This is a genomic window from Pseudomonas sp. ACN8 (assembly GCF_002303925.1).
Lineage (GTDB): Bacteria > Pseudomonadota > Gammaproteobacteria > Pseudomonadales > Pseudomonadaceae > Aquipseudomonas.
In genome coordinates this window covers 152,241-178,790 of sequence record NZ_MRCS01000003.1, presented here as the reverse complement: position 1 = coordinate 178,790, position 26,550 = coordinate 152,241, and the positions used below count along the sequence as shown (strand labels likewise).

The window sequence follows — 26,550 nt, the reverse complement described above, 5'->3', positions numbered from 1 at the left end:
GTGCCAATTTCGTCACCGCCAATGCCCAAACCCATCAAGCCACGACGCCTCGGATAGACCACTCTGACCGGTCTGCCCAAGGAGATGACCATGATCCGACTGACCCTGATCGAAGCCCGTGAGTTGGCCGAATCGATCTTGTTGCACAACGGTTTTAATCTGGCCCATGCACAAGCGGTGGCGGCGACGGTGCTTGCTGGCGAACGTGATGGCTGCGCCTCCCACGGTTTGTACCGGATTTTGGGGTGTGTCAATTCCCTGCGGGCCGGCAAGGTGTCAGCCGATGCCGAGCCACAGGTGATCGACCAGGCGCCGTCGATTGTGCGGGTGGATGCTGGCGGTGGGTTTTCGCAGTTGGCGTTTCAGGCGGGGTTGCCGTTGCTGGCGCAGAAAACCCGGGCCAACGGCATTGCGGCGTTGGCAATCAACCGCTGTGTACATTTCTCGGCGCTGTGGGTGGAGATCGAGCAGATGACGGCTGCCGGTCTGGTGGCACTGGCGTGTAATCCGAGCCACGCCTGGGTGGCGCCGGCTGGAGGACGATTGCCGGTGTTCGGCACCAATCCCATTGCCTTCGGTTGGCCGCGTGCGGGGCAAGATCCGTTTGTGTTCGACTTCGCCACCAGCGCGATTGCCCGTGGTGATATCGAACTGCACCGGCGTGCCGGCAAGGCGATTCCCGAAGGTTGGGGCGTCGACGCCCAAGGCCAGCCGAGCACCGACGCCAACGTAGTGCTCGACAGCGGTGCGATGCTGACGTTCGGCGGGCACAAGGGTTCGGCGCTGGCGGCGATGGTGGAGTTGATTGCCGGGCCGCTGATTGGTGACCTGACCAGTGCCGAGTCGTTGGCTTACGACGGGGGCAGCAAGTCGTCGCCGTACCATGGCGAGTTGATCATCGCCCTGGACCCTCGGCGCTTTCTGGGGGACGCCACTGAAGAACATTTGGCCCGGGCCGAAACGTTGTTCCAGGGCATTGAAGGGCAGGGCGCACGCTTACCGTCGCAACGACGTTACGCGGCGCGGGTACGCAGCCTGGTGGAAGGCGTGCAAATTCCCGAGGCGCTGTACAACGACCTGAAAGCACTGCTGGCTTGAATGGAATGGGTGTGCCCACTCCTGTGGGAGCGAGCCTGCCCGCGATGAGGGCATCAGATTCAACATTTTCGTCGACTGACATACCGCTATCGCGAGCAGGCTCGCTCCCACAGTAATTTGAGTAGTTCGCAGATTTTGCATACAGCCACTGAACCTGTGGAAGCGGGCTTGCCCGCGAAGGGGCCGGTACATCCAGCATCCACATCGCCTGACACACCGCCATCGCGAACAGGCTCGCTCCCACAGAAGGTCGTGTTGTTAAACCGGGTCGCGTTGGCTGCGGCCATCCACCAGCCGTGCAATCCCCAGCGGGTTGGCGTTTTTCAAGGCGTCGGGCAGCAAGGCGTCCGGGCAGTTCTGGTAGCACACCGGCCGCAGGAATCGCTCGATGGCCAGGCTGCCAACCGACGTGCCACGGGCGTCGGAGGTTGCAGGGTAAGGCCCGCCATGGACCATGGCATCGCAGACTTCGACCCCGGTGGGGTAACCGTTGAACAGTACCCGGCCGACTTTTTGTTCCAGCAGTATCAGCAGGTCCGCGTGGGTCTGAAGATCCGATGCTTCGCCAATCAATGTCGCAGTCAGTTGCCCGTGCAAGCTGTTCAACGCCTGCCGCAGCTCAACCTTGTCCGCCACTTCAACGACAATGGTGGTCGGCCCGAACACTTCTTCCTGAAGCAGCGGATCGCCATTGAGCAGCAGGCTGACGTCGGCCTTGAACAGTTGCGGCCGCGCCTTATTGCCCTGCTGGTCGTGGCCCGCCAGGTGCGTCACGCCCGGATGCTCGAGCAAGGCCCGCAGCCCTTTTTCATAGCTGCCGAGGGTGCCGGCATTGAGCATGGTTTGCGCCGGTTGTTCGGCCATCAGGTTGCTTAGTCGCGCAGTGAACGCCGTCCATTCAGGGGCGCGAATACCAATGACCAACCCCGGATTGGTGCAGAACTGCCCGCAACCCTGGACCACCGATGCCACCAGTTCACCCGCGATTTTCTCGCCGCGCGCACGCAAGGCTTCGGGCAATACCAACACTGGATTGATGCTGCTCATCTCGGCGAACACCGGGATGGGTTGTTGCCGTGCGGCGGCCATGTCGCAAAGGGCACGGCCACCTTTGAGCGAGCCGGTGAAACCGACAGCCTGAATCGCCGGGTGCTTGACCAGCGCTTCACCGACACCAGCGCCGTAGATCATGTTGAACACACCCTTGGGCATGTCGGTCTGCTCGGCGGCACGCAGGATCGCATTGGCCACGCATTCGGCGGTTGCCATGTGCCCGCTGTGGGCTTTGAACACCACCGGGCAACCGGCGGCCAGGGCCGCTGCGGTATCGCCGCCAGCAGTCGAAAAGGCCAACGGAAAATTGCTGGCGCCGAACACTGCCACCGGGCCGACGCCGATCCGGTACTGGCGCAGGTCAACCCGTGGCAGCGGCTGACGCTCCGGCAGGGCACGGTCGATGCGCGCGCCGTAGAAATCGCCCCGACGCAGGACCTGAGCGAACAGACGCATCTGGCCGCTGGTGCGCCCGCGCTCGCCCTGAATCCGGGCGCCGGGCAGGGCGGTCTCACGGGTCACCAGGGCAACGAACTCGTCATCCAGGGCATCCAGTTGCGCGGCGATGGCTTCAAGGAACTCCGCCCGGCGCGTCGCCGGCAAATTACGAAAGGCTGGATAGGCGGCTGCAGCGGCCTGGGCGGCCGCGTCGACTTCTTGCGCAGTGGCTTGCACGAAAGAGTAGGGCAGTGCTTCGCCGGTGCTGGCGTCATGGCTGTTCAGGATGATGCCGCCGACGGCGCTGCGCGCTGCGCCGATGTAGTTGTGGCCAAGGATCTCAGACATCAAAAAAGCTCCTGTCGAAAAGTGGGGTAGCAACACAAAACCTCTGTGGGAGCGAGCTTGCTCGCGAAAAACGCAAGGACAACGCTTCCATTCACACAACACGCGTTATCGTTGACGTCCATCGCGAGCAAGCTCGCTCCTGCAGGGATTTACTCAGGCCAGAGAATCGGCCCGGCGTGGGCCAGTCGGGGCTGGGTCCAGCGCAGCAAGCCGCGCCGCCGACTCGGCATCCACCTGGCGCAATGACTTGCCACGGGTCTCGCGGGTCAGGCCGACAGCCACCACGGAAATCAGCGCGGCACCCACCAGATACCAGGCGATCGGAGTCGAGCTGTGGTACTTGTTGAGCAAGGTGATGGCGATCAGTGGTGCAAGGGAGCCGGCGAAGATCGGCGCCACCTGGTAGCACAGGGACAGAGCGGTGTAGCGTACGTGGGTCGGGAACATTTCAGCCATCAGTGCCGAGTAAGGCGCATAAGTCATCGACTCGATGGCCAGGCCCAGGGTGATGGCGGCCATGATCAGCCAGTTGTTGCCGGTGTCCATCATCGGGAAACCGATGAAACCCCAGAACGCTGTGAGTACCGCGCCGGTCAGGTACACCGGCTTGCGCCCGACGATGTCCGACAGATAGCCCATCAGCGGGACCAGGAAAAAGTGCACCAGGTGCGCGCCGAACATCAGCAGCAGAATTTGCGAAGTGTCCTTGTGCACCACCAGTTTCAGATAGGTAATCGAGAACGTCACCACGGTGTAGTAGAGGATGTTCTCGGCAAAGCGTGCGCCGATTCCCACCAGCACCGAACGCCAGTGATGACGCAGCACCTCCACCACACCGAGCTGTTGCTGTTTGGTCTGTGCCTGACGGGCCTGGGCTTCCTTGAAGATCGGCGCGTCATCGACGCTGGTGCGAATCCAGTAACCGATCAACACCACTACCGCCGAGAACCAGAACGCCACGCGCCAGCCCCAGGCAAGGAACTGTTGCTCCGACAGGTTCGACGACAACAGCAGCAGGGCGACCGTGGCCACCAGGTTGCCGGCCGGCACCCCGGCTTGCGGCCAACTGGCCCAGAAGCCCCGACGATTGTCCGGGCAGTGTTCGGACACCAGCAGAATCGCGCCGCCCCATTCGCCACCGAAAGCGAAGCCCTGGATCAACCGCAACAGCACCAGCAACACCGGCGCGGTGTAACCGATCTGGTCGAAGCCAGGCAGGCAACCCATCAGGAAGGTGGTGATGCCGACCACGACCAGGCTCAGTTGCAGCAGGCGTTTGCGGCCGAATTTGTCACCGTAGTGACCGAATACCAAACCGCCCAACGGCCGGGCGAGAAAGCCGACCGCGTACAAGGCGAAGGCGGCGATGATGCCGTCGATGGGGCTGTCGGTCTGGCGGAAAAACAGCTTGCCGAAAACCAATGCCGAGGCGGTGCCGTAGAGAAAGAATTCATACCATTCGGCGACTGTGCCGGCCATGGCGGCGGCCACTACGCGTTTGAGTCCCGAGGGTGTGGTTGCGCTTTGCGTGTGTTGAGGATTCGACATGCTGACGTACCTTGTTGAGACGCAAAAAACGGGCAGCCGGGCCGGGCCGGTAAAGGCCCGCCCGGCAATCACTCAGAGACCGACGTCCGGCAGTTCCGGGCGGTTGGCCAGTGCCTTGGCCATGATCTGCTCGACGAATACTCGGTCGGCTTCCGGCAGGGCCAGGCGTGGCGGACGGGTCAAGGCGCTGCCGCGACCGGCAATGGCTTCACACAGCTTGATGCACTGCACCAGGTCGGCACGGGCATCGAGGTGCAGGATCGGCATCAGCCATTCGTAGATCGGCATGGCTTCGGCGAAACGTCCGGCCTTGGCCAGGCGGAAGATGGTTTCGCCTTCTTTCGGGAACACGTTGGACATGCCCGAGACCCAACCTTCGGCACCCACGGCGATGCTTTCCAGCACCACGTCGTCGAGGCCGGCGAACAGCACGAAACGGTCACCGACTTCGTTGCGCACGTCGATGAAGCGGCGGGTGTCGCCGGAAGAATCCTTGAAGCACACCACGTTGTCGCAGTCGGCCAGGGAAATCAGGATGTCCGGGGTGACGTCGTTCTTATAGATAGGCGGGTTGTTGTAGACCATCAGCGGCACGTCGGCGTTTTTCGCCACGTAGCGGTAATGCTCGGCGGTCTCGAACGGCTTGGAACCGTAGACCAGCGCCGGCATCAGCATCACGCCATCGACGCCGACCCGGCGCACGGCATTGGCGACCTTGGCCGCTTGTAGGCTGGTGAACTCGGCCACGCCGCAGATCACCGGTACGCGACCACGGGCGGCATCGACAGCGACCTCAGTCACGGCGATTTTCTCTTCGGCGGTCAGCGAGGTGTTCTCTCCCACCGAACCGCAGACCACCAGGCCCGACACGCCGTCGCGGATTACGTTGGAAATCACCTGATGGGTTTTTTCCAGGTTAATTGAGTAGTCATCGTTGAATTGAGTGGTCACTGCAGGGAAGACGCCACTCCAGTTAATGCGCTTGCTCATTGTTGCCTCCGGTTTGTTAATTGTATTTCGTATACGATATTTAAAATGACAAAGCTCGGCTAGTGCTTTTTTGGGTTTTCAGGGGGTTTTACTGGCCGTTGGTCTGGGGATTCAGGGATTGCGTGATCAGGCGCCGGGCCAAGTGTCGGACAGGCGATAGCCTTGTGGCCACGGATCGCTTGGGTCGAGCAGCAATTGGTGGGTGCCGGTGATCCACGCCCGGCCGGAAATGCACGGGTAAATCGCGGCGCGGCCAGCGACTTCGGTCAGCGAATCAATGCGGCAGTGAAACTCGGAGCCGATAATGGAACGGCCGACAAAGCGCTCGCCAACCTGCATCAAGCCTTTGGCCTGCAACACCGCCATGCGCGCCGAGCAACCAGTGCCGGTGGGGGAGCGGTCGATCTTGCCCGGTTGAATCACCACCGCATTGGCGCCGGTGGCGATGCCGTTCTCATGGACAATGGGCGCGGCGATCTGGCAGAAGGAAATGTGCGACCACTCGGGGTTCAGCGGATGCACGAAGCCCAGTTGGTCGTTGGCCGCTCGAGTGATTTTCAGCCCGACCGCCACCAGGTCGGCCGCTTCATCCGGACGGATGGAGAAACCCAGGCCTTTGGCATCGGCAATCACGAAACTGTCGCCACCATAAGCGGTGTCAACCTTCAGCGAGCCGATGCCTTCGACTTCAATCCACGCATCCAGGCGGTCAGCGAAGGACGGCACGTTTTTCACTTCCACCCGTTGCACCTTGCCATCCCGGCAGTCGGCCACGGCTTCGATCAGGCCGCCGGGCGCTTCCAGCACCAGGCGGGTTTGCGGCTCGGTCATGGGCAGGATGCCGCTGTCGAGCAGCACGGTGGCGACGCACAACGAGTTGGAACCGGACATCGGTGGGGTGTCCGCCGGTTCCATGATGATCCAGGCCATCTGCGCCCGTGGGTCTTTGGCCGGGACCAGCAGGTTGACGTGGCGGAACACGCCGCCGCGGGGTTCGTTGAGGACGAAATTGCGCAGGGTTTCGTCCCGGGCGATCCAGCGCGACTGTTCCCACACGGTGGCGCCGGGCGGCGGGGCGACACCGCCGACGATCACATCGCCGACTTCGCCTTCGGCGTGGCAGCTGACGACGTGGATAACTTTTGATGAGCGCATGGTCTGATCCTTGTTTTGTCTGTGCGGGCCTCATCGCGAGCAGGCTCGCTCCTACACTGTTCGATATGCACCGCTAACCCTGTAGGAGTGAGCCTGCTAGCGATCGGGCCGTTAGTTATTTCACCGATTTAAGAAACGCCGCCGTTTCCGCATGCACCGGATTGCCAATCACCTGATCCGGCGTCCCGATCTCATGCACCAGGCCATTGCGGAAGAACGCCACACGGTCGGACACGTCCCGGGCAAAGCGGATTTCGTGGGTCACCAACACCATGGTCATGCCGTCTTCGGCGAGCATGCGCATGGTGTCCAGCACTTCACCGACCAACTGCGGGTCGAGGGCCGAGGTGGCTTCGTCAAACAGCATGTAGTCCGGTGACATGGCCAGGGCGCGGGCGATGGCCATGCGTTGTTGCTGTCCACCGGACAGCTTGCCAGGGAAGGTCTTGAGCTTGTCGCCCAGACCGACGTGGGTCAGTTGCTTCACCGCTAGTTCTTCAGCTTCGGCCTTGCTTTTGCCCAGCACCTTGCGCGGCGCGAGCATGACGTTTTCCAGCACCGTCAGGTGCGGGAAGGCATTCCATTGCTGGAACACAATGCCGATTTTCTGCCGCAGGCGATTGAGGTCGGTGGCGCTGTGATGGACCTCGACGCCGTCAACGCGGATGTTGCCTTTCTGGATCGGTTCAAGGCCGTTGATGCACATCAGCAAGGTCGATTTGCCGGAGCCGGAGCCGCCGATGATCGACACCACTTCGCCCTTGTTCACCGTCAGGTTGACGCCCTTGACCACTTCGAGGTTGCCGAAGGATTTATGTACGTTGTCGATCTCAATCATTTTCTTGCCACCTTCTTTCCAGACGAGCGCCCAGGCGTGCGACCACCAGGCTCATGACGTAGTAGATAAGGCCCGCGATGCACAGCACCAGCAACGGTTCCTGGATGCGGGTGACGATGGTTTGCGAGGCGCGCAGCAGTTCGACGATGCCGATCCACATCACCAGCGCGGTGTCTTTCATGACACCGAGCACCAGGTTCAGCCAGCCGGGGAACGCCACTCGGGTGGCCATCGGCAGGACGATCCAGCGCAAGTCCTGCAGGAAGCTCAGCCCCAACGAACGGCTGGCCCGGCGCACGGTGAACGGCACCGCCAGCACGCCGGCACGCACGATCTCGGTGAAGTACGCCGCCGCGTAAACCCCCAACACAATGCAGCCGACGCTGAAGGCGCTGATGTTCAAGCCGACGATGCTTTTGAGTGAGTTGAACAGCACGAACTGGATCAGCAACGGCACGCTGCGAAACACGTCCAGCACCCAGGCCAACGGCAGGCTGGCCCGTGGCAACAAGGCCCGCAGCAGGCCGAACAACAACCCGGCCAAGGAGCCGAGAATGATCGACCAGAACGTCAGTTGCATCGTGACCCACGCACCGTTGAGCAGGAACATCAGGTCATTCGAGGAAAAATCGGTGGAAAACATGCACAGCTCCTCAGTAACGGAACAACCGCCAGGCCATCAGCCGGGCTGCCGCGACGATCGCCTTGGCAATCAAGTAATACAGCACCGCTGCGATGGCGAAATACTCAAAGGTGCGGAAGGTTTTGACGTTGTATTCCTGGGTCACACCGGTCAGGTCATTGTTCAGCCCGACGATCACCCCCAGCGACGTCATCAACACCGCCCAGACCATCTGATTGGTCAGCGGGTAGAACACGATCCGCAGCAGTTGCGGGACGATGATCATGCGGTAGGCCTGGAAGGCACTCATGCCCAGGGAACGCGCCGCACGCACCTGGGTGTTCGGCACGGCCTTGAGACCGCCGCGAAAGTTCTCCGCCAGATACCCGGCATTGTTGAAGGTGATCCCGGCCAGCAGGGCGAACCAGGAACTGACGTGCAGGTTCAGCGAGCCGAGGCCGAAGTAGAGGATGTAGATCTGGAACAGCGACGGGGTGTTGCGGGCAATCGATACCCAACCGTTGCCGAACCCGCGCAGTAAGGGGTGTTTGGCCTCGCGCATCACCGTCAGGGCCAGGGCGATCAGTACGCCGAAGATCATCGACAGCGCGGCGGTTTCGAAGGTGACGATGGCACCGGCCAGCATGTCCGGCAGGGCGCGCAGGGCGGAGCGCCATTGGAAGCTGTAGTCAAACATGCGCAGGGCTCTCCAGTAGGGCAGCAGGTTGTAACCAGGCCGGCAAACGTCCGCTGGCCGTTGCGGTGCAGGCCGCGTCAACGCATTCGGCAAGGCTGGCGAAGTGCACCTGGCGGCCGACCAGGCCCGGTGCGTAGTGGGCGTATTTGCCCGAGTTGGTCATCAGGGTTTTAGCCGCCAGGGGGATGACGGGTTCGCCGAGCATGCACCAGCAGGTGTCGGTGATCAGGGTCGCGCCAAACGCTTGGATCACGGCGATGTGCCCGGCGTCGCGGGCCTGCTCCAACACGGCACGGCCGCAGGTGATGGCAAGCACCACATCCGGGTGTCTTTGTCGTCCCCGGCACAGACGCGCCAGGTGAGCGAACTCGCTGAGGGAAAAGTGCGGGTTACCCAGCGACACCACATCCACCCGGTTATCGCGAGCACTGTTGAGTTCGCGCCAACTCGACAGCAGGTCCTCCAGGCGGATTTTTTCCACGGCAATGCAAGTGTCCGCATCCAGCACCTGCGCCGGGTCAATGGCCTCCGGGGTGACCCCGGCGATGTGGAACAGTGGCGCCGCAGAGGTGGTGGCGAAGGCCGCGCCAAAGGCTTTGAGGTCGTCCAGGCTCGGTTTGCGTTTTTCCAGTCCCAGCACCAGCGGCACGCGACTGCCGGCCAGGGCACCCATGTGGTAACCCAGCAGCGGGTAGAAGGCATCGTCCAGTTCACCGAGGGCAGGCAACTCGATCAGCAACCGGGCCTTGCGTTGCGCGTCAAGGTGGCAGCCGATCAGCGGGGCGCGACCGGTGAGGGCGATGCAGATGTCCAGGTAATCCGGGTATTTCAGGGTGCGAGCACCGAGCACGCTGTTGGCGTAGACCACTGCGTTGGATTCGGCCCAGACGATTTGCTCGCCAGCCTTCGGTGCAGTGTCGAGCAGGTACGGCGCGCAGGTGAAACTGAGCTGTGCGCCCATCGCCATATAGGCATCGCCCAAGGCACTGGCCGGTTCACCCAGTGCCGGGTCGATACCCAGTTCGCGCCAACGGCGCTGGTCGACGGAAATTGAATTGAGGGTGGTGGGCACTCGCACTTTTGCTCCCCATTGCACCAGTTGCCCGGCAAAGCGCAGGCTCGCCGGTCCCGTGTAAATGCAGCCATCGATGTGTGCTTGAGTGACATCCACCAAGTGGTCGGCACCCTGCAGTTCGGCCATACGCAGGACGATCTGCATGGCCATTTGCGCGGCCTTGCCATGCCGGCCATCGAGCAGCGCCCGATCGTGCTCGGTGAGCCTGATCGAGACAGTGCTGTCAGTGTTTGGTAATGGGCTGTCAAGCGCCTGCCAGGCGTCGCCCGGCAGGTGATCGAACAGGCTCAGCGTTATATTTTCGACCCGGGCGAAGGCCTGGCCGCGCAAGGCGGCGAAGGCCTCCCCACCGATGCACAGCACCGGCAGGGAACGGGCAAAAATGGTCTGCGCCACCAGCACGCCCAAGGTCAGGATCTCGTCGGCTTCGGCCAGCACCAATGCCGCCGGTGCATGGCCGTTGCTGATCAGTTCCATCAACACACTGCTGCCGGTGCACGAGCCGCGACCACTGGGAATCGCCAGCACGCGGCCGGCCAGGTGTTGGCCGCTGAGCGGGTGATGGCGGTCGATGACTTCACCCGTGCAGGGATCGACGCCGCCCCAGAAGCTCAAGCCGACATCGGCGAACAGCAGGGCGCCTTGCGCGGCACCCGCTACCAGGCTGCGCCCGGTCAGAGAAATTGGCCCAGGCATGCCGGACATCTCAGTAGTAGACCTGAGGCACGGTCAGGTTGGTCGGCGGGATCTCGGTGCCGACCCATTTAACGAACAGCTCCTTGTAGCGACCGGTGCGCACCTGTTGGTTGACGAACAGGTTGAGGTAGTTGAGCAGGCCGAACTCGCTGCGTTTGGCACCCAGGGACACGTAGTCGATGACGTACGGGGCGTTACCGGCGACTTTCAGGTTTTTGTATTTGCCCGACTTGAGGGTGGCGGCGGCCACGGTGTTGGTGACCACAGTGGCATCGATGTGGCCTTGGGCGACAGCTAGCAGGGTATCGCTCTGCGACTGGTAGGCTCGGAAGCTGCCCGAGCCCCAGTTCTTCACGTCTTTCTCCAGGGCGATGGCCTCGTAGGTGCCGCTGGTGTTGCCCACCGCTTTGCCCTTGAGGTCGTCGAAGCCGTTGATGCCGGTGTCGTCGCGGGTCAGCACCACCATCTGGAAGGCAAAGTAGGGCACGGTGAGGCCAACGGTCTTGGCGCGTTCGAGGGTGTCGGAGGTGGATGCGACGATCACGTCAGCCCGCCCGGAGACCAGTGCCGGAATGCGATCCGGGAACGGCGTTTCCACCACTTCGGCCTCGACCCCGAGGATCTTCGCCAGGTCGCGGCAATAGTCCACATCGAAGCCGGCCGGCGAGTTGCTGGCATCGCGAAAACCCATGGGCGGGAAGTCCAGGGTCACGGCGCAGCGCAGCTTGCCCGAACCGATGATGTCGTCGAGCTTGTCGGCCTGGGCAGTGGCGATGAAAGAGGTACTGAGAACAGCGCTGAGGGCTACGGCAAATGCGGGGTTTTTCATAGAGGCCTCGTTGATGTGAAGTGCTGTTGATTATCGTATTGAGGATTTCGTATACGATATTAACAATAGCAATCAACGTGCCCGATTCCAGTTTTAACAGTGAATAAATCGTCAGGCCTTGCAGTAGAGGTCTTGCGGGGGAGCAACGGGCGGGAGAGTGGAAGCCTGGGCAAACGATGGCAGTGTTACAGATGGGAGCAATGGGTGTGTGGGCGCACCTTTAGGGAACACTGGCAGGTCAGAGGTGCGTGCCGGTTTATCGGTTCATTGCGGGTTTTGTGGTGGATGAGGCCCGGAAGATCACTCTTCATCTCCCGCCTAACGCTGATTATCGCGATACTGACTTGGCGACAAACTGGTCAGCGCCCGAAACTGCCGGCTGAAGGCACTGTGGTCGGTGTAACCACAGCGCAAGGCAATTTCGGTGATCGGCAACTCGGTGTGCAGTAACAACCGCGAACCTTCTTCCAGGCGCGCCTTGTGAATCATTTGCCGTGGGGTGAGCTGGAACACCCGTTTGCAGTGCCGCTCCAATTGCGCCACGGAATAGCCAGCGATGGCGGTCAGTTCGGCGAGGCTGATGGCGCGGGCGAAGTGGCGGCGGATATGGGCATCCACGGCGGCGAGTTTCTGGAACGCCGGATGGTTCGACTGTGGCGATTGCAGGTCGCGGGAGATACCGGCCAGACCCACGATTCGACCCTGTTCATCCTTCAAGGCGAGTTTGTGGGTCAGGCACCAGATCGGCTGATTGCCATAATACAAATGCAGCTCCAGCTGATCGGCCAGTTCGCGACCGCTGGACAGCACTCGCCGATCCTGCTCGGTGTACAGCGGACCGAAGCGTTCCGGAAAGACCATTTCGGCGGTGCGCCCCAGCAGCTCGTCCCTGTGTTTGAAACCACAACGCCGGGCCAGGGTCTGGTTGACGAAGGCGTAGCGGGCCTCGCCGTCCTTGATGAAAAACACCACGTCCGACAGGGTATCGAGCAACGGCGCGATGGGCTGAAGGCTGTTCAGCAGCGTCGGCAGATCGCAAGGTTTAAAGGTGGTGAGCGAGGGATACATGGCGCCGGGGGTCTGAGGGTGACCCCCGGGATCATAGAGACTCGGCAGCGTGGCCGAAACCCCCGGCGTGGTCATCACGCTGGCGGGGTATCGTCCAGGGACATCAAGGTTTCGATCCGCGCCGGGCTGAAGGGTGGACGCGGTGCCGAAGGTTGCCAGCCAAACAGGTGATGCACCGCACCGCCACACACCCGGCCCTGGCAGGCGCCCATGCCGCAGCGACTGGCGAGTTTGGCTTCGCGCCAGTCAGAGTGACCGGTCAATGCCGCGTAGGGCACGTCTTCGCAACGGCAAACCAGGGTGTCGGGGCGGGCCAGGGACTTGAGTCGCGGGTCGAGGGCGAACGCGCTGTTCAGCGCCTTGGCGAAACCCTGCCAGTGCGCCCGGCGCGGCCACAATTGCCTGGCGGCTTGCAGATTGCCGACTGCAGCGTGGCCGGCAATCGCACCTTCCACCAAGGCCAGCTCACTGCCGCCGAACCCTGTGCATTCGCCCGCCGCATAATGGTCGGCGCGGTTGCTGGCCTGCCAGGCATCCACCGCGATGGTTTGATCTTCGATGGCGCAACCCAGTGCCTGAGCCAACTGGATATTCGGAATCAACCCGAAACCACAGGCCAGCCGATCACATTCCAGTTCGACGATGTTGCCTTGTTGTTGCAGGCGCACGCCTTCCACTCGGTCGGTGCCGAGCGCGGCCAATACGTGGGTGGCGGTGCGGTAATGGTGGTCGAACAGACTGAACGATTGCAGCCATTTGCCGGGCCAGCGCGGCAGTTGCGCGGCGAAACCGGCGACGGCGCTACGGCTGGCTTGTTCGGCGATGCGTTGCACTTGCGCGCCATGCCGTTTGGCGGCGGCGGCACTGGCCAGTAACAGCGGGCCGCTGCCGGCGATCACCACGCGCTCGTTCTGCACCGGCAAACCGGCCTTGATCAGCGCCTGCAAACCACCCGCACCGGTGACACCCGGCAGGGTCCAGCCGGGGAAGGGCAGCAGCAATTCACGGGCGCCGGTGCACAGAATCAGCTTGTCGTAACTGATCAACCAGCCATGGTCGTCATCTTCCACCAGCAGTTGTTTCGCGCCGAGGGCGGCGATCACCCGAGTACCGGCGTGATGGCGGATGTTGTTGCACGACGCCAGACGCTCGCGCAGGCGCCGGGCCTGACCGGGCACGTTGGCTTGAGGGCCGTCGCGCCAGATTTGCCCGCCCGGCAACGGGTTGTCGTCGAGCATGACAATGCGGGCGCCGCTGGGGGCGGCGGCAAGGGCGGCGCTCATCCCGGCAGGGCCAGCGCCAATGATCAACAGATCAGCGTATTCATTCATGGGCGAGTCTCCACCTGCATGCCGTCACGGCACAGGGTCTGGCAAGCCAGGCGACGCCGGCCATCGATGGTCACCCGGCATTCCTGACAAATGCCCATGCCACACAGCGGCGCACGGCGCTGACCGCTGACCGAGGTGCGCGTGCAGCCGTCACTGGCAAACGCCAGGGCCGCGGCGACGCTGGTGCCTTCGGCGACTTTCAGGGCGTGGCCGTCCAGCAACAATTCAGGCATAGACCGGTTCTCCGAGAAAACGCTGGGGCAGATAGGGTTGTGCGGCCAGTGGCGGGGTTTCGTTGAACAGTTGCGCCACCAGTAAATCGGCGGTGCCGGGGGCGGTGGTTACGCCCAGTCCTTCGTGACCGACTGCCAGCCACAAGCCTTGACGTTGTGGATGTTGGCCCACCAGCGGCAAGCCGTCGGGGCTGGCGGCGCGAAAACCGGTCCAGGCACGGATGCCATTGAGCCGGGCCAGCCCCGGCATGTACTCGGCGGCACGCTTGAGCATTTTCGCGAGCATCCAGCCTTCGACCTGTGGGTCGGTGGTGCCGAATTGCCGCGAGGCGCCGATGAACAGTTGCCCGGTGGGGCGCGGCTGGATATTGCAGGCGGTCGACGGCCCTGTGGCGTTGTGGGCACTGGTGACGTAACCCAGTTCCACCAGCGTATGGGTGACGCTGCCGGGGTAGCGGTCAGTGATCAGCAAGTGGCCTTTTTTCGGCTCGATGGGTAATTCCGGGCACAGCTCGTTGGCTTGAATACCGTTGGCCAGCACCACGGCTTCGGCACTCAACCAGTGACCGTCATCGAGGCAGACGCGATTGCCATCGACCGCACTGACCCGTGCCCGGCGCTGGCGGATGTTCGGTGTTTCGAGCATCCATCCGGCCGTTGCCGGGGCGTATAGAATGCCGTCGCCATTGATCAACAAGCCGCCTTCCAGTCCTTCGCTCAGTTCCGGTTCGCGCTGGCGCAGGGCACTGGCGCCGATCAGTTCGCAAGCCACGCCCTGGGCTTGCAGATTCAGGAACTTGCTGTGGGCCACTGCCATTTCTTCGGCATTCGCCGCCAGCCACAGCGTGCCGTTGCAGCGGTAGGCACAGCTGTCGGGCAGGTCCGTGCCCAGTTCGCGCCAGCGCTGCAACGAATATTGGCTCAGGGCCAGTTCGGCGGGGTTGTCGTCGAGTACCAGCAAGTGGCCCATGCCAGCGGCCGTGGCGCCGTGCAGGCCGGCGTCCAGCACCAGCACCTGCAAGCCGCGACGGGCCAGCGCCTGGGCACAGGCGGCGCCGATAATGCCGGCGCCGATCACGATCACATCGGCCACCTGGCCCTCGTTCATGGACGAATGCCCCAGGCGAACGGGTCGTCCTGTTCGATGATCAGGCTCGCCTCGGCACTGATGAACGCGCGCCCGCGAATGGTCGGCACGATGCGCTCACCCTGCAGTTCGTAGGAACCCTCGAACTCGCTGCCGATGACGCTGGCCTGGCGCCAGATCTGCCCCGGTTGCAACTTGTCGTCGGCCGCCAGGCAGGCCAGTTTGGCACTGGTGCCGGTGCCGCAGGGCGAACGGTCATAGGCTTTGCCCGGGCAGAGCACGAAGTTGCGGCTGTCGGCGTGATCGTCATCGGCGAACAACTCGACGTGATCGATCAAGCCGCCGTCTTCACCGCGAATGCCTTGGGCTTCCAGTGCTTGCTGCACGGCGAAGGTGTAGGCGGTCAGCGCTTCGAGGTTGTCGCCGGCCACCCGCTGGCCATGCTCGGCGATCAGGAAAAACCAGTTGCCGCCCCAAGCGATATCACCGACCACTTGGCCGATACCCGGCACCTGCACCGCCAGCGCCTTGCGATAACGGTAGGCCGGCACGTTGCGCACGCTCACCGAATGGTCTTCGTGCAGGGTTGCCTGCACCGTGCCCACCGGCGTTTCGATGCTGTGCACGCCGGGGCCGATCTTGCCCAGGTGCGCCAACGACGCCACCAGGCCGATGGTGCCGTGGCCGCACATGCCCAGATAACCGGTGTTGTTGAAGAAAATCACCCCGGCACAGGCGCCAGGGTCCACCGGCGTGCAGAGCAGGGCACCCACCAGCACGTCACTGCCCCGTGGTTCCAGCACACAGGCGGCGCGCCATTGATCATGCTGTTCGGCTAATACCCTGCGTCGTTCGGCCATGCTGCCAGTGCCAAGGTCAGGAAATCCGGCGGTCACCAGGCGGGTCGGTTCGCCGCCGGTGTGGGAGTCGATCACACAGATGCGTTTCATGGGAGGGCCACGTCCATTCGGTTGAGTGAACGCAAGAGTGGCCCGTGCGGCGGGGTGTCGGCTTGATGGATTTAGTCTGTGTCGATGACGAAATCGGCACAGCGTCCACAGCGCTCAGTGGGTGTGGGGCAGGTGCTCGAACAGGGTCGTACAGACGCCGGCAATGTGCTCGTCCAGAAGCTTCACCGCCAGGTCCACATCCCCGGCGCGGCAGGCCGCCAGGATCTCGCGGTGTTCGTGATCGGCCCGTTCCTTACCGGCCGACAAGCTCATCTGCATGCGTAGATAACGCTCCAGCTTGTCGTTGACCGAACGGATCAGACTCACCAGAAACGGTCGCTGCGCCGGCTCGTACAGGCAGGAATGCAGCTCCCAGTTAAGCTCGGCCCAGCGCCCCACGTCGTCCTCGCCGATGAACTCCTGACAGATGCGCTCGGCACGGGCGAAGGTTTCTTCGGTCATGTTCGGAATGGCCAGGCGCAGAATCTTGTCCTCCAGCAACATCCGCACTTCGAACATCTGCGCCAGTTCCGCATCGGAAACCCGCGTGACCATCGCCCCGCGATTGCGCTGGAACATCACCAACCCTTCGGCCTCCAGCCGCTTGAGGGCTTCGCGCACCGGGATCTTGCTGACATTGAACTGGCGGGCGATGTCGTCCTGGCGGATCGGCTCATCCTCGGCAAAATGCCCGGCGACAATCGCATCCCGCAGATGGCGGGTGATGATTTCCGAAGTCGAAGGCGTGTTACCAAGATCAGGTGCGTTGAGTTTGGTCAGGTTCACGGCGGCGGTCATGTGAAGTGAGATAGCGCTAGGGTATACGAAATTCTTTTGCCGATCTTCCCCGGTTCGACGTCGGTGTCGGTCCTGCAACCCGCTACAACAAAACGGGAACACTACGATTCTGAACGGCCGCCAAAAGTTAGCTCCATCCGGGGGCGTCCTTCCCCTTGGGCTTGATGATAGGTAAGTCCAGTAAACTGTGGCTAAATCTATAAAATAACCGATAAGACACAAAGTAATGGATTTACGCAACTTGATGGGACTTGGCGTTAATTCTATAATTTTGGGAGCTAACTCGCACAGAATGGGCTGGGTACACACTATGTTGGATTTAAGCTTCAGCAAGCCGAGTGAGGTCGTCAAGCGCCTCTGCGCTCGCTTGCGCACAGAGCGCTTGGCGCTGGACATGACACAAGCCGACTTGGCCGGGCGTGCCGGCATCGGCACCAACACCGTGTCCAACCTTGAAGCCGGGCGCAATGTCGGGTTCGAGAATGTTGTCCGGGTGGCGATGGCCCTTGGCCGAGCCAAGGAGCTCGAAGGCCTGTTCCTGCCAAAGCTGGAAAGCATCGAGGATATTCGGCGCTACGAAAACAGCGCCAATCGTCTCCGTACAAAGAGGAAGTCCGGTAATGCTTGAGCAGGTGAACGTCTTCTACGAGGGCTGGGGGGAGCGATGGCAATGGGGCACGTTGGTCTCCACCACCGCCCTGACCGGTCGCCCGCTGATCGTGTTCGAGTACAGCAATGAAGCCAGGCAAAGGGGCTTGGAACTGTCCTCCTACATGTTGCCGTTGGAGGGGACTCAGTTGCGCCGAGATTTTCCAGACCACCAACTGTACTTGCCAGGGCCTGTTTACGACTCGTTGCCGGATGGCTGGGGCATGTTGCTGATGGACCGTATGTTCAGGCGCCGCGGGCTCACCACGGCGCGCATCGGCTCACTGGAACGGCTGGCCTACATCGGTAGCAATGCGATGGGCGCCATGACGTTTGAGCCCGTGGCACCCGAAGGTCAGGAAGCTGAAGTCCACATCCCGCTGGAACAGCTTGCCGCCCAAGTGCAGGAAGTGCTCCATGGAGACGGTGGCGAGTTCCTGCAGAGGTTGCTGCTGGTGGGCGGCTCGCCTCAAGGTGCAAGGCCTAAGGCCCTGGTCTATCGCGATCCCGAAACTGGCGGGTTTACCACTGCCGTCACGCCGGACTTTGAAGCATGGTTGATCAAGTTCCCGGCCAAAGAAGAACATGCCGAGGTGTGTGCTATCGAGATGGTCTACGCCGAGTGCCTGCGCATGTGCGGTATCGAGACCCCTGACACACACTACTTCAGTCTGCCTAATGGGTTGGCAGCGTTTGCCAGTAAGCGATTTGACCGCCGGGATGGTCTGCGCATACCCATGCAAAGCCTCGCGGCCTTTACGGGGGCAAATTACCGGTCTCCGGGGGTGTTGGACTATGTCAACTTCTTGCGGGCAACACAGATGTGTACCAACGACGTGCGAGGGATGGCGGTGGCCTTCGAACGTGCCGTCTTCAATGTTGCGTTCAACAACAGAGACGATCATCCCAAGAACTTTGCCTACATCATGTCGCAAGACGGTCAGTGGAGACTGTCGCCGGCTTACGACGTGACCTTCTGCGAGGGGCCAGGTGGCTATCACCAGATGGATGTGATGGGGGAGGCCCTGTCGATTTCCCGCACGCAAATGCTTCGGCTTGCCGAGGAAGCCGAGGTGCCCCCGGACGCTGCAGGCAGAGTGATCGACGGCATTTGTGATGTAGCGAGCCGGTTTGCAACCATCGCCGAGAACCTTTACCCACGGGTTATTACTCAAAACACCTTGCGTACGATCCAGGGCCGCATCGATCAGAACGTCGCTCGGTTACACCACGGTCACGTGGGCAGCGGTCGCCGTTGAAGGTCGGAGCAACGGCGACTCTCATAATTGAAGCTGCCGCGTGCTTCGAGCACATAGGGTCCTGTGCTGTCGGTGTTTGTTCTATCAAAAGGCAGAAATGATCAGCTGAACAGCCTACCAGACGACCCTATAGACTATCCGGATCCCCAAAAAACATTTGAATCCGAGACCGCAACCAGCGCTCCCCCGGGTCGTTATCCTGCGACCCACGCCAGGCCATGTGCAATTCGAAACTGCGTACCGGCAACGGCGGATCTTCGGCCCGCACACCGCCCGCGGCGGTCAGCGCATCGGCGGTGTAGTCCGGCACCGTAGCCACGATGTCAGTGCCCGCGAGCAGGGTACTCAATCCGTTGAACTGCGGAACGGCGAGCACCACATGCCGCTTGCGCCCGAGTTTTTCCAGTTCTTCGTCAATAAAGCCGCTGAGGTCGCCGGCGAACGACACCAGGGCATGGGGGCGGGCGCAGTAATCATCCAGGCTCAGCGGCCCCGGCACGGTGTCGGCGCGCAACAGCTTCGGCTGGCTGCGGCGCAGTACCTTGCGCTTGGCGTTGGCTGGCAGGTCGGTGGTGTAACTGACACCGATGGATATCTCACCGGATGCCAGCAACCCCGGCATCAGGATGTAGTTGACCCGACGCACCACCAGCACAATCCCCGGCGATTCGGCACGCAGGCGCTTGAGCAGCATGGGCAGCAAGGCGAACTCGACGTCGTCCGAAAGGCCGATGCGGAACACGGCGGTACTTGTGGCAGGATCGAACTCGGCCGCACGGCTGACGGCGGTGGAAATCGAGTCCAGTGCCGGCGAGAGCAGGGCGAAGATCTCGACCGCCCTGGCGGACGGCTCCATGCTGCGGCCGGTACGCACAAACAAAGGGTCATCGAACAACCCGCGCAGGCGCGAGAGCGCCGCACTGATGGCTGGCTGGCCGAGGAACAGTTTTTCCGCAGCGCGGGTCACGCTGCGTTCGTGCATCAATGTTTCGAAAACGATTAACAGGTTCAGGTCGACACGACGCAGGTCATTACGATTCATCTGGAGTCCTGGCAGAGTCAGCAAACTTGACGTGGGCGGCCATATGAGAACAATGGCCAGCAGGAATATTACGGGGAAAGGCTGGTACTCTGCACCGGGTAATTCAGTTTTTCCTACATAGGCTGCTTCGGTTTCTTACGACATTTGACGATGTTGCCACCGCTGCGGAATCAATGACAGGCATGTCGACTATTAATAGCCACTGATAGTGTTGGGTTGAAAGCCCAGCTAGAGTTCAAGGCATTAGAGGTTCATTTGGCGAGGTTTGCGATGTCCCGCACGATCCGTTTTCACAAGTTTGGTCCAGCCGAGGTGCTCAAATGCGAAGAGCATGCGACGGCTCTGCCTGCACCGGGCGAAGTGCAGGTGCGCGTCGAGGCGATCGGCATCAGTTGGTATGACACTCTCTGGCGCCAGAACCTGGCCTCGTCCCATGCCCGTCTGCCTTCAGGCCTTGGCCAGGAGATGGCCGGTATCATCACTGCTGTCGGTGATGGCGTCGATGACCTGGAAGTCGGTGACAAGGTCGCCAGCTTTCCGGCCCAAAGCCCGAACGACTACCCGGTCTACGGTGAGCTGATCGTTCTGCCACGCTCGGCGGTCACCCGTTATCCGGATGTGCTCAGCCCGATTGAAGCCAGCGTGCACTACACGCCGTTGTTGATCGCCTATTTCGCCTATGCCGATCTGGCACGAGTCAAACCCGGGCAATTCGCCCTGGTGACCGACGCCAGTCATTGCGCCGGACCTTCGTTCGTACAACTGGGCAAGGCCTTGGGTGTTCGAGTGATCGCCGCGACCAAGACGGCGGAAGAACGTGAATACCTGCTGTCGCTGGGTGCCGAGAAAGTGATCGTCACCGAGGAAGAAGATCTGCTGATGCGGATCAACAAAATCACCGATAACCGCGGCGTGGACGTGGTGTTCGATGGTTTGGGCGGTCCGCAGATGTCGTTGCTGGGCGATGTGCTGGCACCTCGCGGCAGCCTGGTGCTGTACGGCCTGCAAGGTGGCAACCAGACGCCTTTCCCGGCCTGCGCAGCGTTCCAGAAGAACATTCAATTCTTCGTACACTGCATCGGCAACTTCACGGGCAAGCCGGAACTGGGCATCACCCAGGACGAGGCCGCACTGCAACGTGCCTTGCGCGACATCAATCAGCTGACCGCCGACCGTGTTGTGCTGCCGCTCAAGACCCGGGTCTTCCCGTTTGCCGAGTTTGTCGAAGCGCACCGCTACATGGACGAATGCCCGTGCCGCGAACGGGTCGCGCTGCAGGTCGAGCCGGCCTGATACTTACCCAACAGTTCTCTCAACTACCCTCTCAAGAGTCCGTGCCCACACGGACTCTTTCGTTTGCGCCCCCCGAAACCCATCGATCCGCAGGCCGGTCCGGCAACTGAACTGGTTTTTGCCCGCAATCTGTAGCTTCTAATCAGCCACTAAGCCCTGATAATTGAATGATTACTTTCATCTCAAGGAATGAGTCATGGCTGGGTGTCAGGCTGAAACTTTTCACTGTGCGCCATCGGTGCAAATCTCCAAATTAGTTGGTTGTTGTTTAGTTGCCAAAAAAACAGCGACAACCTCCTTCCTTATTTCTTGTGTTAAGTGTCTGTGGGACCGTGTCGGATATTTCCTAAGACTTCCATTTAAAACGAGCAAACCCTTGCCGGCCGGGCGCTTCAGCCTTGGCTTTGTCGTTAGGAAGAGGGGGTGTTGCGATCATTTCAAATGATTTCAAGAAAATTCAAGTGTTAGCATTTGGCAATAAAGTCGATGACTCCATTCGTGCAGACAGTCCAACGGGATTGGCTGCCTGCACGATATTGAACTTACGAGTATCAGGTAAATAAAGATGACCAGCATCCATGACCAAGCGATGAACTATGTCTATCAACAAGTGCTGCAGCGATTGCTGGGTTTTTTCTCCCGTGCCGAACGCACAGCATTGCAATTGTTGATTCAGCGCCTGGCAGTGGCCGCCGGGGGCATGGAGCACATTGGCGATTACAAGGTGTTGGCGATCCAGTCCGGGGGGCGTGACAACTGCTACACGTTGGCACTGTTGCGTGCTGCGCAGTTGACCATCGCTACTCGCGCGCCAGCGACATTTCAGTTGCGCATCGCCTCGTTACGGTTGAGCGGAACAAACTGCGCGGCCGTGGAAAACATGCACCGGACCAACAGCGCGTTGTTTGTCTATGACGATCCCAGGGTCGAGGTGTTGATGGTCGATGATCGGGAAGTCTTGCCGTTCAACCACCTGACGCCGATTTCCGACGCCGGTCGCGAGTCCAGCCGCCTGAACCTGTTGATGATCGGCCATCGGCGGAAATGGCGCGGCGGATTCGACCTGTGGGATGACGGTTATCTGGCCACGGGAGAGTTCTACGGGCAAATCGCCCGCTGGGACGGTGGTGTCGACGCCTTGCTCATCGGTGACACGCCGCGCCGGCAGAAGCAGTTCATCGAGGGTTTGAAACGTGCCGCCGCCAAGGCAGGGCTCCAGCCTTCCCACACGGGTGAAGCCGGTTGTGCGGGGTTGTTTGCATTGCTCGATGAACTGGGCAGCGACTGTTATCACAGGTTCTACGCCGATTACGGCCAGGCCCGGTGGCGCCCGCAAGAGCGCTTCGAAACCTGTCGTCGCGCGGCCTGCATCGACATTCACGACCTGCTGGTCAGCAATCTGGAAGACCGCTGGCCATTGCTGACTGAATTTCTCGGATTCCAGCCAGACGAGCTGTCCGCGCAGATCAGCGATAACGAATTCGTCAGCCCGTCGATCTCGGCGCACATCCGGGGGTTGCATGCGTGTTTCGTGCAGAATCGCAATTACGAATCCGGTGTTGCGCAATACCTGCAACGTGCGCTGGTGATGATGCGTCGCAAGCACTTGCCCGAGCGAATGTGCGAGCAGGCCATCGAGGTCTTCGGCAATCCGGCGACACTGGTCGAGCTGCGCGCCCGAGCGGCGGTCGAGGCACAAAAGAACCTGGGGCTGAGCGAAGCACAATTGGTGTGCCTGCTGTTCGCACCCTTTATCGAAAAAGGAGCGGGGCTCGAGCGTTTTCTGCGTCAATGCCATCCGGGCATGCTGGTGGCCATGCCCGAGCTGCACAAGGCCATGCAGGGGCATCCGGTGGCCGAGCAGATCATGCAATGGATGACGGATGTCAGCGGATTGCCCGTCAGCCTGATTGGCCAGCTTTACCGCATGGAGTGGACGCCCGTTGATGCTGACGGGGCGGCTGAAGCGCACATTCAAAAGGGCGCGTCGCAAATGACGGCGGGCGATTCTGACGCCGGCATCACGCGGGAGGATGAATGGTCAGCGGGTCACTGAGCGTGGGCGGATTTTCAGTCAATGCAAATGGCCTTCGCCCATGAAAGGTCCACGAGAAACGGATTTCGCCTATCAGGCGGTTTATCGATACCTGGTCAGCCTGATCAACGAGTCTGAAGGGGATTCGCGCATCCGCCTGCCGTCGCTGCGGCATCTGGCGGAGCGCCTCAATGTGTCGATCTCGACCATTCAGTACGCTTATTCGCTGCTGGAGAAAGAAGGGCGCGTCTATTCGGTGGCCAAGTCCGGCTACTACGCGTTGCCGGTGTCCTCGATCAACCTGCAAGACAGCGGCAGCGACTTGCTGGAGGCGGTCTATGTCAATGCCAGGCGCCCGGGAATGCTGGTCTTGAGCGCCGATGAGCCGGCGCTGCTGCAGCCGCTCGACAGCCCGTTGTTGCTGCTGGAACGGGAGTTGCTGCGCCAGTATCCCCGCCAGCCGCAGTCGCCTTCGCAACCCTGCGGCGAACTCGAGTTGCGCGCCGCCCTGGCAGCACGCTACACCACGTCGCCCATGCGTTACTGGCACGCCGATGATGTCTACATCGGCGCCGACCTGCGCGGCGTACTGGAAATCCTGATCGCCGTGCTGGGCTTGAAAGACGCCACGGTGGTGGTCGAATCACCGTGCGACTGGACGATCCTGCGTTTGTTTCAAGCCGCTTGCGTACGGGTGATCGAATTGCCTGTGCAAGCCGATGGTGGCCTGGATCCGCAACGTCTGACATTACTGCTCGATACCGAGCCGGTAAGGCTGGTGCTGTTGTCATCGGCCCTGAACATGCCCCGTGGCAGCCTGGCACCTGACGAAAACAGGCAGGCCATTGCCCGGCTGTTGGCCGCGCATGACAGTTGGGTGCTGGAAAACGACTGTTATGGCGAACTCGGATTCGATCTCGGTTGCGTGCGCTTTCGAGACTTGCTGGACCCTGAGCGGCTGATGGTGTTTTCCACATTCGAGAAAATCATCGGTCCGGAAGCGCCCTACGGTTATCTGCTTTCGAGGCATTTGAGCGCTGAACTGCAACGGCACTTTCTACTGCGTTCCTTCCGACTCTCGCCGATTCGCCAGAAAGCCATCGCCCGCTTGTACAGCAGCGGGCGCATCGATCAACACCTGCTGGTACTGCGACGGCTGCTCAAGGAGCGCAAGAGTCAAATGACCCTGCTGTTGCAAGAGCGATTGGGTGATGCCTTGCATTTCGTCGAACCAGAAGGTGGTGCAACGGTCTGGGCGCGTTCGTTGCGTCGGGTCAATGTCCGTCGCGTCTTCCAGCGTCTGCTGGCGCATCAGGTGGTGATCGCGCCGGGCGAGCTGTTCAGCCTCCACGGCCTGCACGGACAGCACTTGCGCCTGAGCCATACCTTCGGCGGCGAACACAATCTGGCGGCCGCACTGGGACTGCTGGGCGATGCACTGCGCCTGGAATCAATCGAGTGAGTAAGACAAAAAATAACAACCTCCACTGTGTTGGATCGATCCCATCGCGTTGCGGTCAAACTGCCAGTAAACTGCGATCCAATTCCTGAACCACTCTATTCCAGAGGTTTTGCATGACACTCAGTCCTTTTGCGGGTAAACCGGCACCGGCAGAATTGTTGGTCGACATCCCGCGACTGGTAACGGCCTATTACACCGGCCAGCCTGATGCCTCTATTTCCACCCAGCGCGTTGCCTTCGGCACGTCCGGGCACCGCGGCAGCTCGTTCGACTTGAGTTTCAATGAATGGCACGTACTGGCGATCAGCCAGGCGATCTGCCTGTACCGCGAAGCTCAAGGCATCGATGGCCCGCTGTTTGTCGGTATCGACACCCATGCGCTGTCAACGCCGGCAGGCGTCAGCGCCCTCGAAGTGCTGGCGGCCAACGGCGTGACCGTGATGATCGCCGAAGGTGACGAGTACACGCCGACACCGGCCATTTCCCATGCAATTCTCTGCTACAACCGTGGTCGCACCAGCGGCCTGGCGGACGGCATTGTCATCACGCCGTCCCACAACCCGCCGCAAAGCGGTGGCTACAAGTACAACCCAACCAACGGCGGTCCGGCCGATACCCACATCACCAAGTGGATCGAAGCCAAGGCCAACGAACTGCTGGCCAACAAGCTCGCTGGCGTCAAGCGCATCAGCTACGAGCAGGCACTGAAGGCCGGCACTACCCATCGTCACGATTACCTCAACACCTATGTCGCCGACCTGATCAACGTGATCGACTTCGACGCCATCCGCGATGCCAAGCTGCGCCTGGGTGTCGATCCACTGGGTGGAGCAGGGGTGCGCTACTGGTCGGCGATTGCCGAGCATTACCGCCTGGACCTGGATGTGGTGAACAAAGAGGTCGACCCGACCTTCCGCTTCATGACTGTCGACTGGGACGGCCAGATCCGCATGGACCCATCGTCCGGCCACGCCATGCAAGGCCTGATCGGCCTGAAAGAACGTTTCGACGTGGCGTTTGCCTGCGATCCGGACCACGACCGCCATGGCATCGTTACGCCCTCCGGTGGTTTGTTGGCGCCGAACAACTACCTCGCTGTTGCCATCGACTATCTGTTCCTGAATCGTCCGCAATGGCGCGCCGATGCCGCCGTGGGTAAAACCGTGGTCAGCAGCGGCCTGATCGATCGCGTAGCCAAGCGCCTGGGTCGTCGCCTGTACGAAGTGCCGGTCGGTTTCAAATGGTTTGCCGACGGCCTGTTCGACGGCTCCCTGGGTTTTGGCGGCGAAGAAAGCGCCGGTGCCTCGTTCCTGCGCAAGGACGGCGGCGTCTGGAGCACCGACAAGGACGGTTTGATTCCGGCGCTGCTGGCCGCCGAGATGACGGCCCGCACCGGCCGCGATCCGAGCCAGGCCTACCGTGCCTTGACCGACGAACTGGGCGAGCCGTTCTCGGTGCGGGTCGACGCCAAGGCCAATCCGGAGCAGAAAGCGCTGTTGAGCAAGCTGTCGCCGCAACAGGTCACCTCGACCCAACTGGCCGGCGAGCCGATCCAGAGCATCCTCAGCCACGCACCGGGCAATGACCAGGCCATTGGCGGCCTCAAGGTCATGACCGAAAACGGCTGGTTCGCGGCGCGTCCGTCGGGCACCGAAGACATCTACAAGATCTACGCCGAAAGCTTTGTCAGCGACGACCACCTCAAGCAACTGGTGGCCGAGGCGCAAACGCTGGTGGATGGCGCGATTTCCTTGTAAGAGCGAGCCTGCTCGCGATGGTCGTCAACGATAACGCTGGCAGCCTGACACCCCGCGGTATTCTCGGGTTTTTCGCGAGCAGGCTCGCTCCTACATTGGACCGCATTCCCCATGTAGGCGCTGGCTTGCCAGCGAAGGCATTTGCACTAAAAAAGGGGCGACCAATACGGTCGCCCCTTTTTTTGCGATTTGCTCAGCGA

23 protein-coding genes are annotated in these 26,550 nt (G+C 61.4%); 7 read left to right on the top strand and 16 right to left on the bottom strand.

The features are described 5' to 3' along the window. Positions 1-90: 90 nt before the first annotated feature. The gene (locus BSF44_RS03010) at positions 91-1,098 is read left to right on the top strand and encodes an Ldh family oxidoreductase (protein ID WP_095942205.1); all 1,008 of its coding nucleotides are present in this window, start codon (positions 91-93) and stop codon (positions 1,096-1,098) included. Positions 1,099-1,356: 258 nt separating this feature from the next. On the opposite strand, the gene BSF44_RS03005 is transcribed toward BSF44_RS03010, so the two are convergent. From BSF44_RS03005 to BSF44_RS02935, 15 genes are all read right to left on the bottom strand, one after another. Further along, positions 1,357-2,937, bottom strand: coding sequence for an aldehyde dehydrogenase (NADP(+)) (locus tag BSF44_RS03005; protein ID WP_095942204.1), 1,581 nt, complete (start codon positions 2,935-2,937; stop codon positions 1,357-1,359). A gap of 153 nt (positions 2,938-3,090) precedes the next feature. Further along, the gene (gene abaF, locus BSF44_RS03000; protein ID WP_095942203.1) at positions 3,091-4,485 is read right to left on the bottom strand and encodes a fosfomycin efflux MFS transporter AbaF; all 1,395 of its coding nucleotides are present in this window, start codon (positions 4,483-4,485) and stop codon (positions 3,091-3,093) included. A gap of 72 nt (positions 4,486-4,557) precedes the next feature. Continuing rightward, positions 4,558-5,475 carry a dihydrodipicolinate synthase family protein gene (locus tag BSF44_RS02995; protein ID WP_095942202.1) on the bottom strand — a complete coding sequence of 306 codons (918 nt, stop codon included), beginning with the start codon at positions 5,473-5,475 and terminating at the stop codon, positions 4,558-4,560. A 126-nt stretch (positions 5,476-5,601) separates the two neighbouring features. Beyond that, positions 5,602-6,630 carry a proline racemase family protein gene (locus BSF44_RS02990; RefSeq protein WP_095942201.1) on the bottom strand — a complete coding sequence of 343 codons (1,029 nt, stop codon included), beginning with the start codon at positions 6,628-6,630 and terminating at the stop codon, positions 5,602-5,604. Positions 6,631-6,745: 115 nt separating this feature from the next. Further along, positions 6,746-7,468 (bottom strand): amino acid ABC transporter ATP-binding protein, encoded by a 723-nt coding sequence (locus BSF44_RS02985; protein ID WP_095942200.1) that lies wholly within the window; start codon positions 7,466-7,468, stop codon positions 6,746-6,748. Next, positions 7,461-8,111 carry an amino acid ABC transporter permease gene (locus BSF44_RS02980; protein ID WP_095942199.1) on the bottom strand — a complete coding sequence of 217 codons (651 nt, stop codon included), beginning with the start codon at positions 8,109-8,111 and terminating at the stop codon, positions 7,461-7,463. The genes BSF44_RS02985 and BSF44_RS02980 overlap by 8 nt, the downstream gene beginning before the upstream one ends. 10 nt (positions 8,112-8,121) lie before the next feature. Next, entirely contained in the window at positions 8,122-8,787 is a 666-nt protein-coding gene (locus BSF44_RS02975) for an amino acid ABC transporter permease (protein WP_095942198.1), read from the bottom strand. Then, positions 8,780-10,558, bottom strand: a complete 1,779-nt coding sequence (locus BSF44_RS02970) for an aconitase X (protein WP_095942235.1) — start codon at positions 10,556-10,558, stop codon at positions 8,780-8,782. The genes BSF44_RS02975 and BSF44_RS02970 overlap by 8 nt, the downstream gene beginning before the upstream one ends. A gap of 10 nt (positions 10,559-10,568) precedes the next feature. Further along, entirely contained in the window at positions 10,569-11,387 is an 819-nt protein-coding gene (locus BSF44_RS02965; protein WP_046042020.1) for a transporter substrate-binding domain-containing protein, read from the bottom strand. A gap of 318 nt (positions 11,388-11,705) precedes the next feature. Continuing rightward, positions 11,706-12,455: an AraC family transcriptional regulator gene (locus tag BSF44_RS02960; RefSeq protein WP_095942197.1), complete on the bottom strand. Its 750-nt coding sequence runs from the start codon at positions 12,453-12,455 to the stop codon at positions 11,706-11,708. 74 nt (positions 12,456-12,529) lie between these two features. Continuing rightward, a complete protein-coding gene (locus BSF44_RS02955) occupies positions 12,530-13,786 on the bottom strand; it encodes an FAD/NAD(P)-binding oxidoreductase (protein WP_095942196.1) in 1,257 nt (418 codons plus the stop codon). Beyond that, the gene (locus tag BSF44_RS02950; RefSeq protein WP_095942195.1) at positions 13,783-14,019 is read right to left on the bottom strand and encodes a (2Fe-2S)-binding protein; all 237 of its coding nucleotides are present in this window, start codon (positions 14,017-14,019) and stop codon (positions 13,783-13,785) included. Before BSF44_RS02950 ends, BSF44_RS02955 begins: the two co-directional genes overlap by 4 nt. Continuing rightward, positions 14,012-15,127: an FAD-binding oxidoreductase gene (locus tag BSF44_RS02945; RefSeq protein ID WP_095942194.1), complete on the bottom strand. Its 1,116-nt coding sequence runs from the start codon at positions 15,125-15,127 to the stop codon at positions 14,012-14,014. Before BSF44_RS02945 ends, BSF44_RS02950 begins: the two co-directional genes overlap by 8 nt. Then, on the bottom strand, positions 15,124-16,056 hold the full coding sequence (locus tag BSF44_RS02940; RefSeq protein ID WP_095942193.1) for a 4-hydroxyproline epimerase: 933 nt from the start codon (positions 16,054-16,056) through the stop codon (positions 15,124-15,126). Before BSF44_RS02940 ends, BSF44_RS02945 begins: the two co-directional genes overlap by 4 nt. Positions 16,057-16,170: 114 nt before the next feature. After that, positions 16,171-16,854, bottom strand: a complete 684-nt coding sequence (locus tag BSF44_RS02935) for a GntR family transcriptional regulator (protein WP_095942192.1) — start codon at positions 16,852-16,854, stop codon at positions 16,171-16,173. Positions 16,855-17,164: 310 nt separating this feature from the next. Between BSF44_RS02935 and BSF44_RS02930 the strand changes: the two genes are divergently transcribed. Both BSF44_RS02930 and BSF44_RS02925 read left to right on the top strand, forming a co-directional pair. Then, on the top strand, positions 17,165-17,482 hold the full coding sequence (locus BSF44_RS02930) for a helix-turn-helix domain-containing protein (RefSeq protein ID WP_095942191.1): 318 nt from the start codon (positions 17,165-17,167) through the stop codon (positions 17,480-17,482). Further along, positions 17,475-18,761 (top strand): type II toxin-antitoxin system HipA family toxin, encoded by a 1,287-nt coding sequence (locus BSF44_RS02925; RefSeq protein WP_095942190.1) that lies wholly within the window; start codon positions 17,475-17,477, stop codon positions 18,759-18,761. Before BSF44_RS02930 ends, BSF44_RS02925 begins: the two co-directional genes overlap by 8 nt. Positions 18,762-18,888: 127 nt before the next feature. Here the strand turns inward: BSF44_RS02925 and BSF44_RS02920 are convergent, their stop codons facing one another. Then, a complete protein-coding gene (locus tag BSF44_RS02920; protein WP_095942189.1) occupies positions 18,889-19,803 on the bottom strand; it encodes a LysR family transcriptional regulator in 915 nt (304 codons plus the stop codon). A 270-nt stretch (positions 19,804-20,073) separates the two neighbouring features. Here BSF44_RS02920 and BSF44_RS02915 point away from each other — a divergent pair, with 270 nt between their 5' ends. The 4 genes from BSF44_RS02915 to pgm all read left to right on the top strand — a co-directional run bounded on the left by BSF44_RS02915 (position 20,074) and on the right by pgm (position 26,350). Further along, entirely contained in the window at positions 20,074-21,096 is a 1,023-nt protein-coding gene (locus tag BSF44_RS02915; RefSeq protein ID WP_095942188.1) for a zinc-dependent alcohol dehydrogenase family protein, read from the top strand. A gap of 565 nt (positions 21,097-21,661) precedes the next feature. Then, positions 21,662-23,152: a hypothetical protein gene (locus tag BSF44_RS02910; RefSeq protein WP_095942187.1), complete on the top strand. Its 1,491-nt coding sequence runs from the start codon at positions 21,662-21,664 to the stop codon at positions 23,150-23,152. Between the two features lie 40 nt (positions 23,153-23,192). Continuing rightward, the gene (locus BSF44_RS02905; RefSeq protein WP_095942186.1) at positions 23,193-24,593 is read left to right on the top strand and encodes a PLP-dependent aminotransferase family protein; all 1,401 of its coding nucleotides are present in this window, start codon (positions 23,193-23,195) and stop codon (positions 24,591-24,593) included. Between the two features lie 113 nt (positions 24,594-24,706). Further along, a complete protein-coding gene (pgm, locus tag BSF44_RS02900) occupies positions 24,707-26,350 on the top strand; it encodes a phosphoglucomutase (alpha-D-glucose-1,6-bisphosphate-dependent) (RefSeq protein WP_095942185.1) in 1,644 nt (547 codons plus the stop codon). Positions 26,351-26,550 lie beyond the last annotated feature (200 nt).

Excerpts from the sequence above, each read along its gene's own strand:
- BSF44_RS03010 (WP_095942205.1), top strand. The coding sequence starts at position 91 with ATGATCCGACTGACCCTGATCGAAGCCCGTGAGTTGGCCGAATCGATC.
- BSF44_RS03005 (WP_095942204.1), bottom strand. The coding sequence starts at position 2,937 with ATGTCTGAGATCCTTGGCCACAACTACATCGGCGCAGCGCGCAGCGCC.
- abaF (WP_095942203.1), bottom strand. The coding sequence starts at position 4,485 with ATGTCGAATCCTCAACACACGCAAAGCGCAACCACACCCTCGGGACTC.
- BSF44_RS02995 (WP_095942202.1), bottom strand. The coding sequence starts at position 5,475 with ATGAGCAAGCGCATTAACTGGAGTGGCGTCTTCCCTGCAGTGACCACT.
- BSF44_RS02990 (WP_095942201.1), bottom strand. The coding sequence starts at position 6,630 with ATGCGCTCATCAAAAGTTATCCACGTCGTCAGCTGCCACGCCGAAGGC.
- BSF44_RS02985 (WP_095942200.1), bottom strand. The coding sequence starts at position 7,468 with ATGATTGAGATCGACAACGTACATAAATCCTTCGGCAACCTCGAAGTG.
- BSF44_RS02980 (WP_095942199.1), bottom strand. The coding sequence starts at position 8,111 with ATGTTTTCCACCGATTTTTCCTCGAATGACCTGATGTTCCTGCTCAAC.
- BSF44_RS02975 (WP_095942198.1), bottom strand. The coding sequence starts at position 8,787 with ATGTTTGACTACAGCTTCCAATGGCGCTCCGCCCTGCGCGCCCTGCCG.
- BSF44_RS02970 (WP_095942235.1), bottom strand. The coding sequence starts at position 10,558 with ATGCCTGGGCCAATTTCTCTGACCGGGCGCAGCCTGGTAGCGGGTGCC.
- BSF44_RS02965 (WP_046042020.1), bottom strand. The coding sequence starts at position 11,387 with ATGAAAAACCCCGCATTTGCCGTAGCCCTCAGCGCTGTTCTCAGTACC.
- BSF44_RS02960 (WP_095942197.1), bottom strand. The coding sequence starts at position 12,455 with ATGTATCCCTCGCTCACCACCTTTAAACCTTGCGATCTGCCGACGCTG.
- BSF44_RS02955 (WP_095942196.1), bottom strand. The coding sequence starts at position 13,786 with ATGAATGAATACGCTGATCTGTTGATCATTGGCGCTGGCCCTGCCGGG.
- BSF44_RS02950 (WP_095942195.1), bottom strand. The coding sequence starts at position 14,019 with ATGCCTGAATTGTTGCTGGACGGCCACGCCCTGAAAGTCGCCGAAGGC.
- BSF44_RS02945 (WP_095942194.1), bottom strand. The coding sequence starts at position 15,127 with ATGAACGAGGGCCAGGTGGCCGATGTGATCGTGATCGGCGCCGGCATT.
- BSF44_RS02940 (WP_095942193.1), bottom strand. The coding sequence starts at position 16,056 with ATGAAACGCATCTGTGTGATCGACTCCCACACCGGCGGCGAACCGACC.
- BSF44_RS02935 (WP_095942192.1), bottom strand. The coding sequence starts at position 16,854 with ATGACCGCCGCCGTGAACCTGACCAAACTCAACGCACCTGATCTTGGT.
- BSF44_RS02930 (WP_095942191.1), top strand. The coding sequence starts at position 17,165 with ATGTTGGATTTAAGCTTCAGCAAGCCGAGTGAGGTCGTCAAGCGCCTC.
- BSF44_RS02925 (WP_095942190.1), top strand. The coding sequence starts at position 17,475 with ATGCTTGAGCAGGTGAACGTCTTCTACGAGGGCTGGGGGGAGCGATGG.
- BSF44_RS02920 (WP_095942189.1), bottom strand. The coding sequence starts at position 19,803 with ATGAATCGTAATGACCTGCGTCGTGTCGACCTGAACCTGTTAATCGTT.
- BSF44_RS02915 (WP_095942188.1), top strand. The coding sequence starts at position 20,074 with ATGTCCCGCACGATCCGTTTTCACAAGTTTGGTCCAGCCGAGGTGCTC.
- BSF44_RS02910 (WP_095942187.1), top strand. The coding sequence starts at position 21,662 with ATGACCAGCATCCATGACCAAGCGATGAACTATGTCTATCAACAAGTG.
- BSF44_RS02905 (WP_095942186.1), top strand. The coding sequence starts at position 23,193 with ATGAAAGGTCCACGAGAAACGGATTTCGCCTATCAGGCGGTTTATCGA.
- pgm (WP_095942185.1), top strand. The coding sequence starts at position 24,707 with ATGACACTCAGTCCTTTTGCGGGTAAACCGGCACCGGCAGAATTGTTG.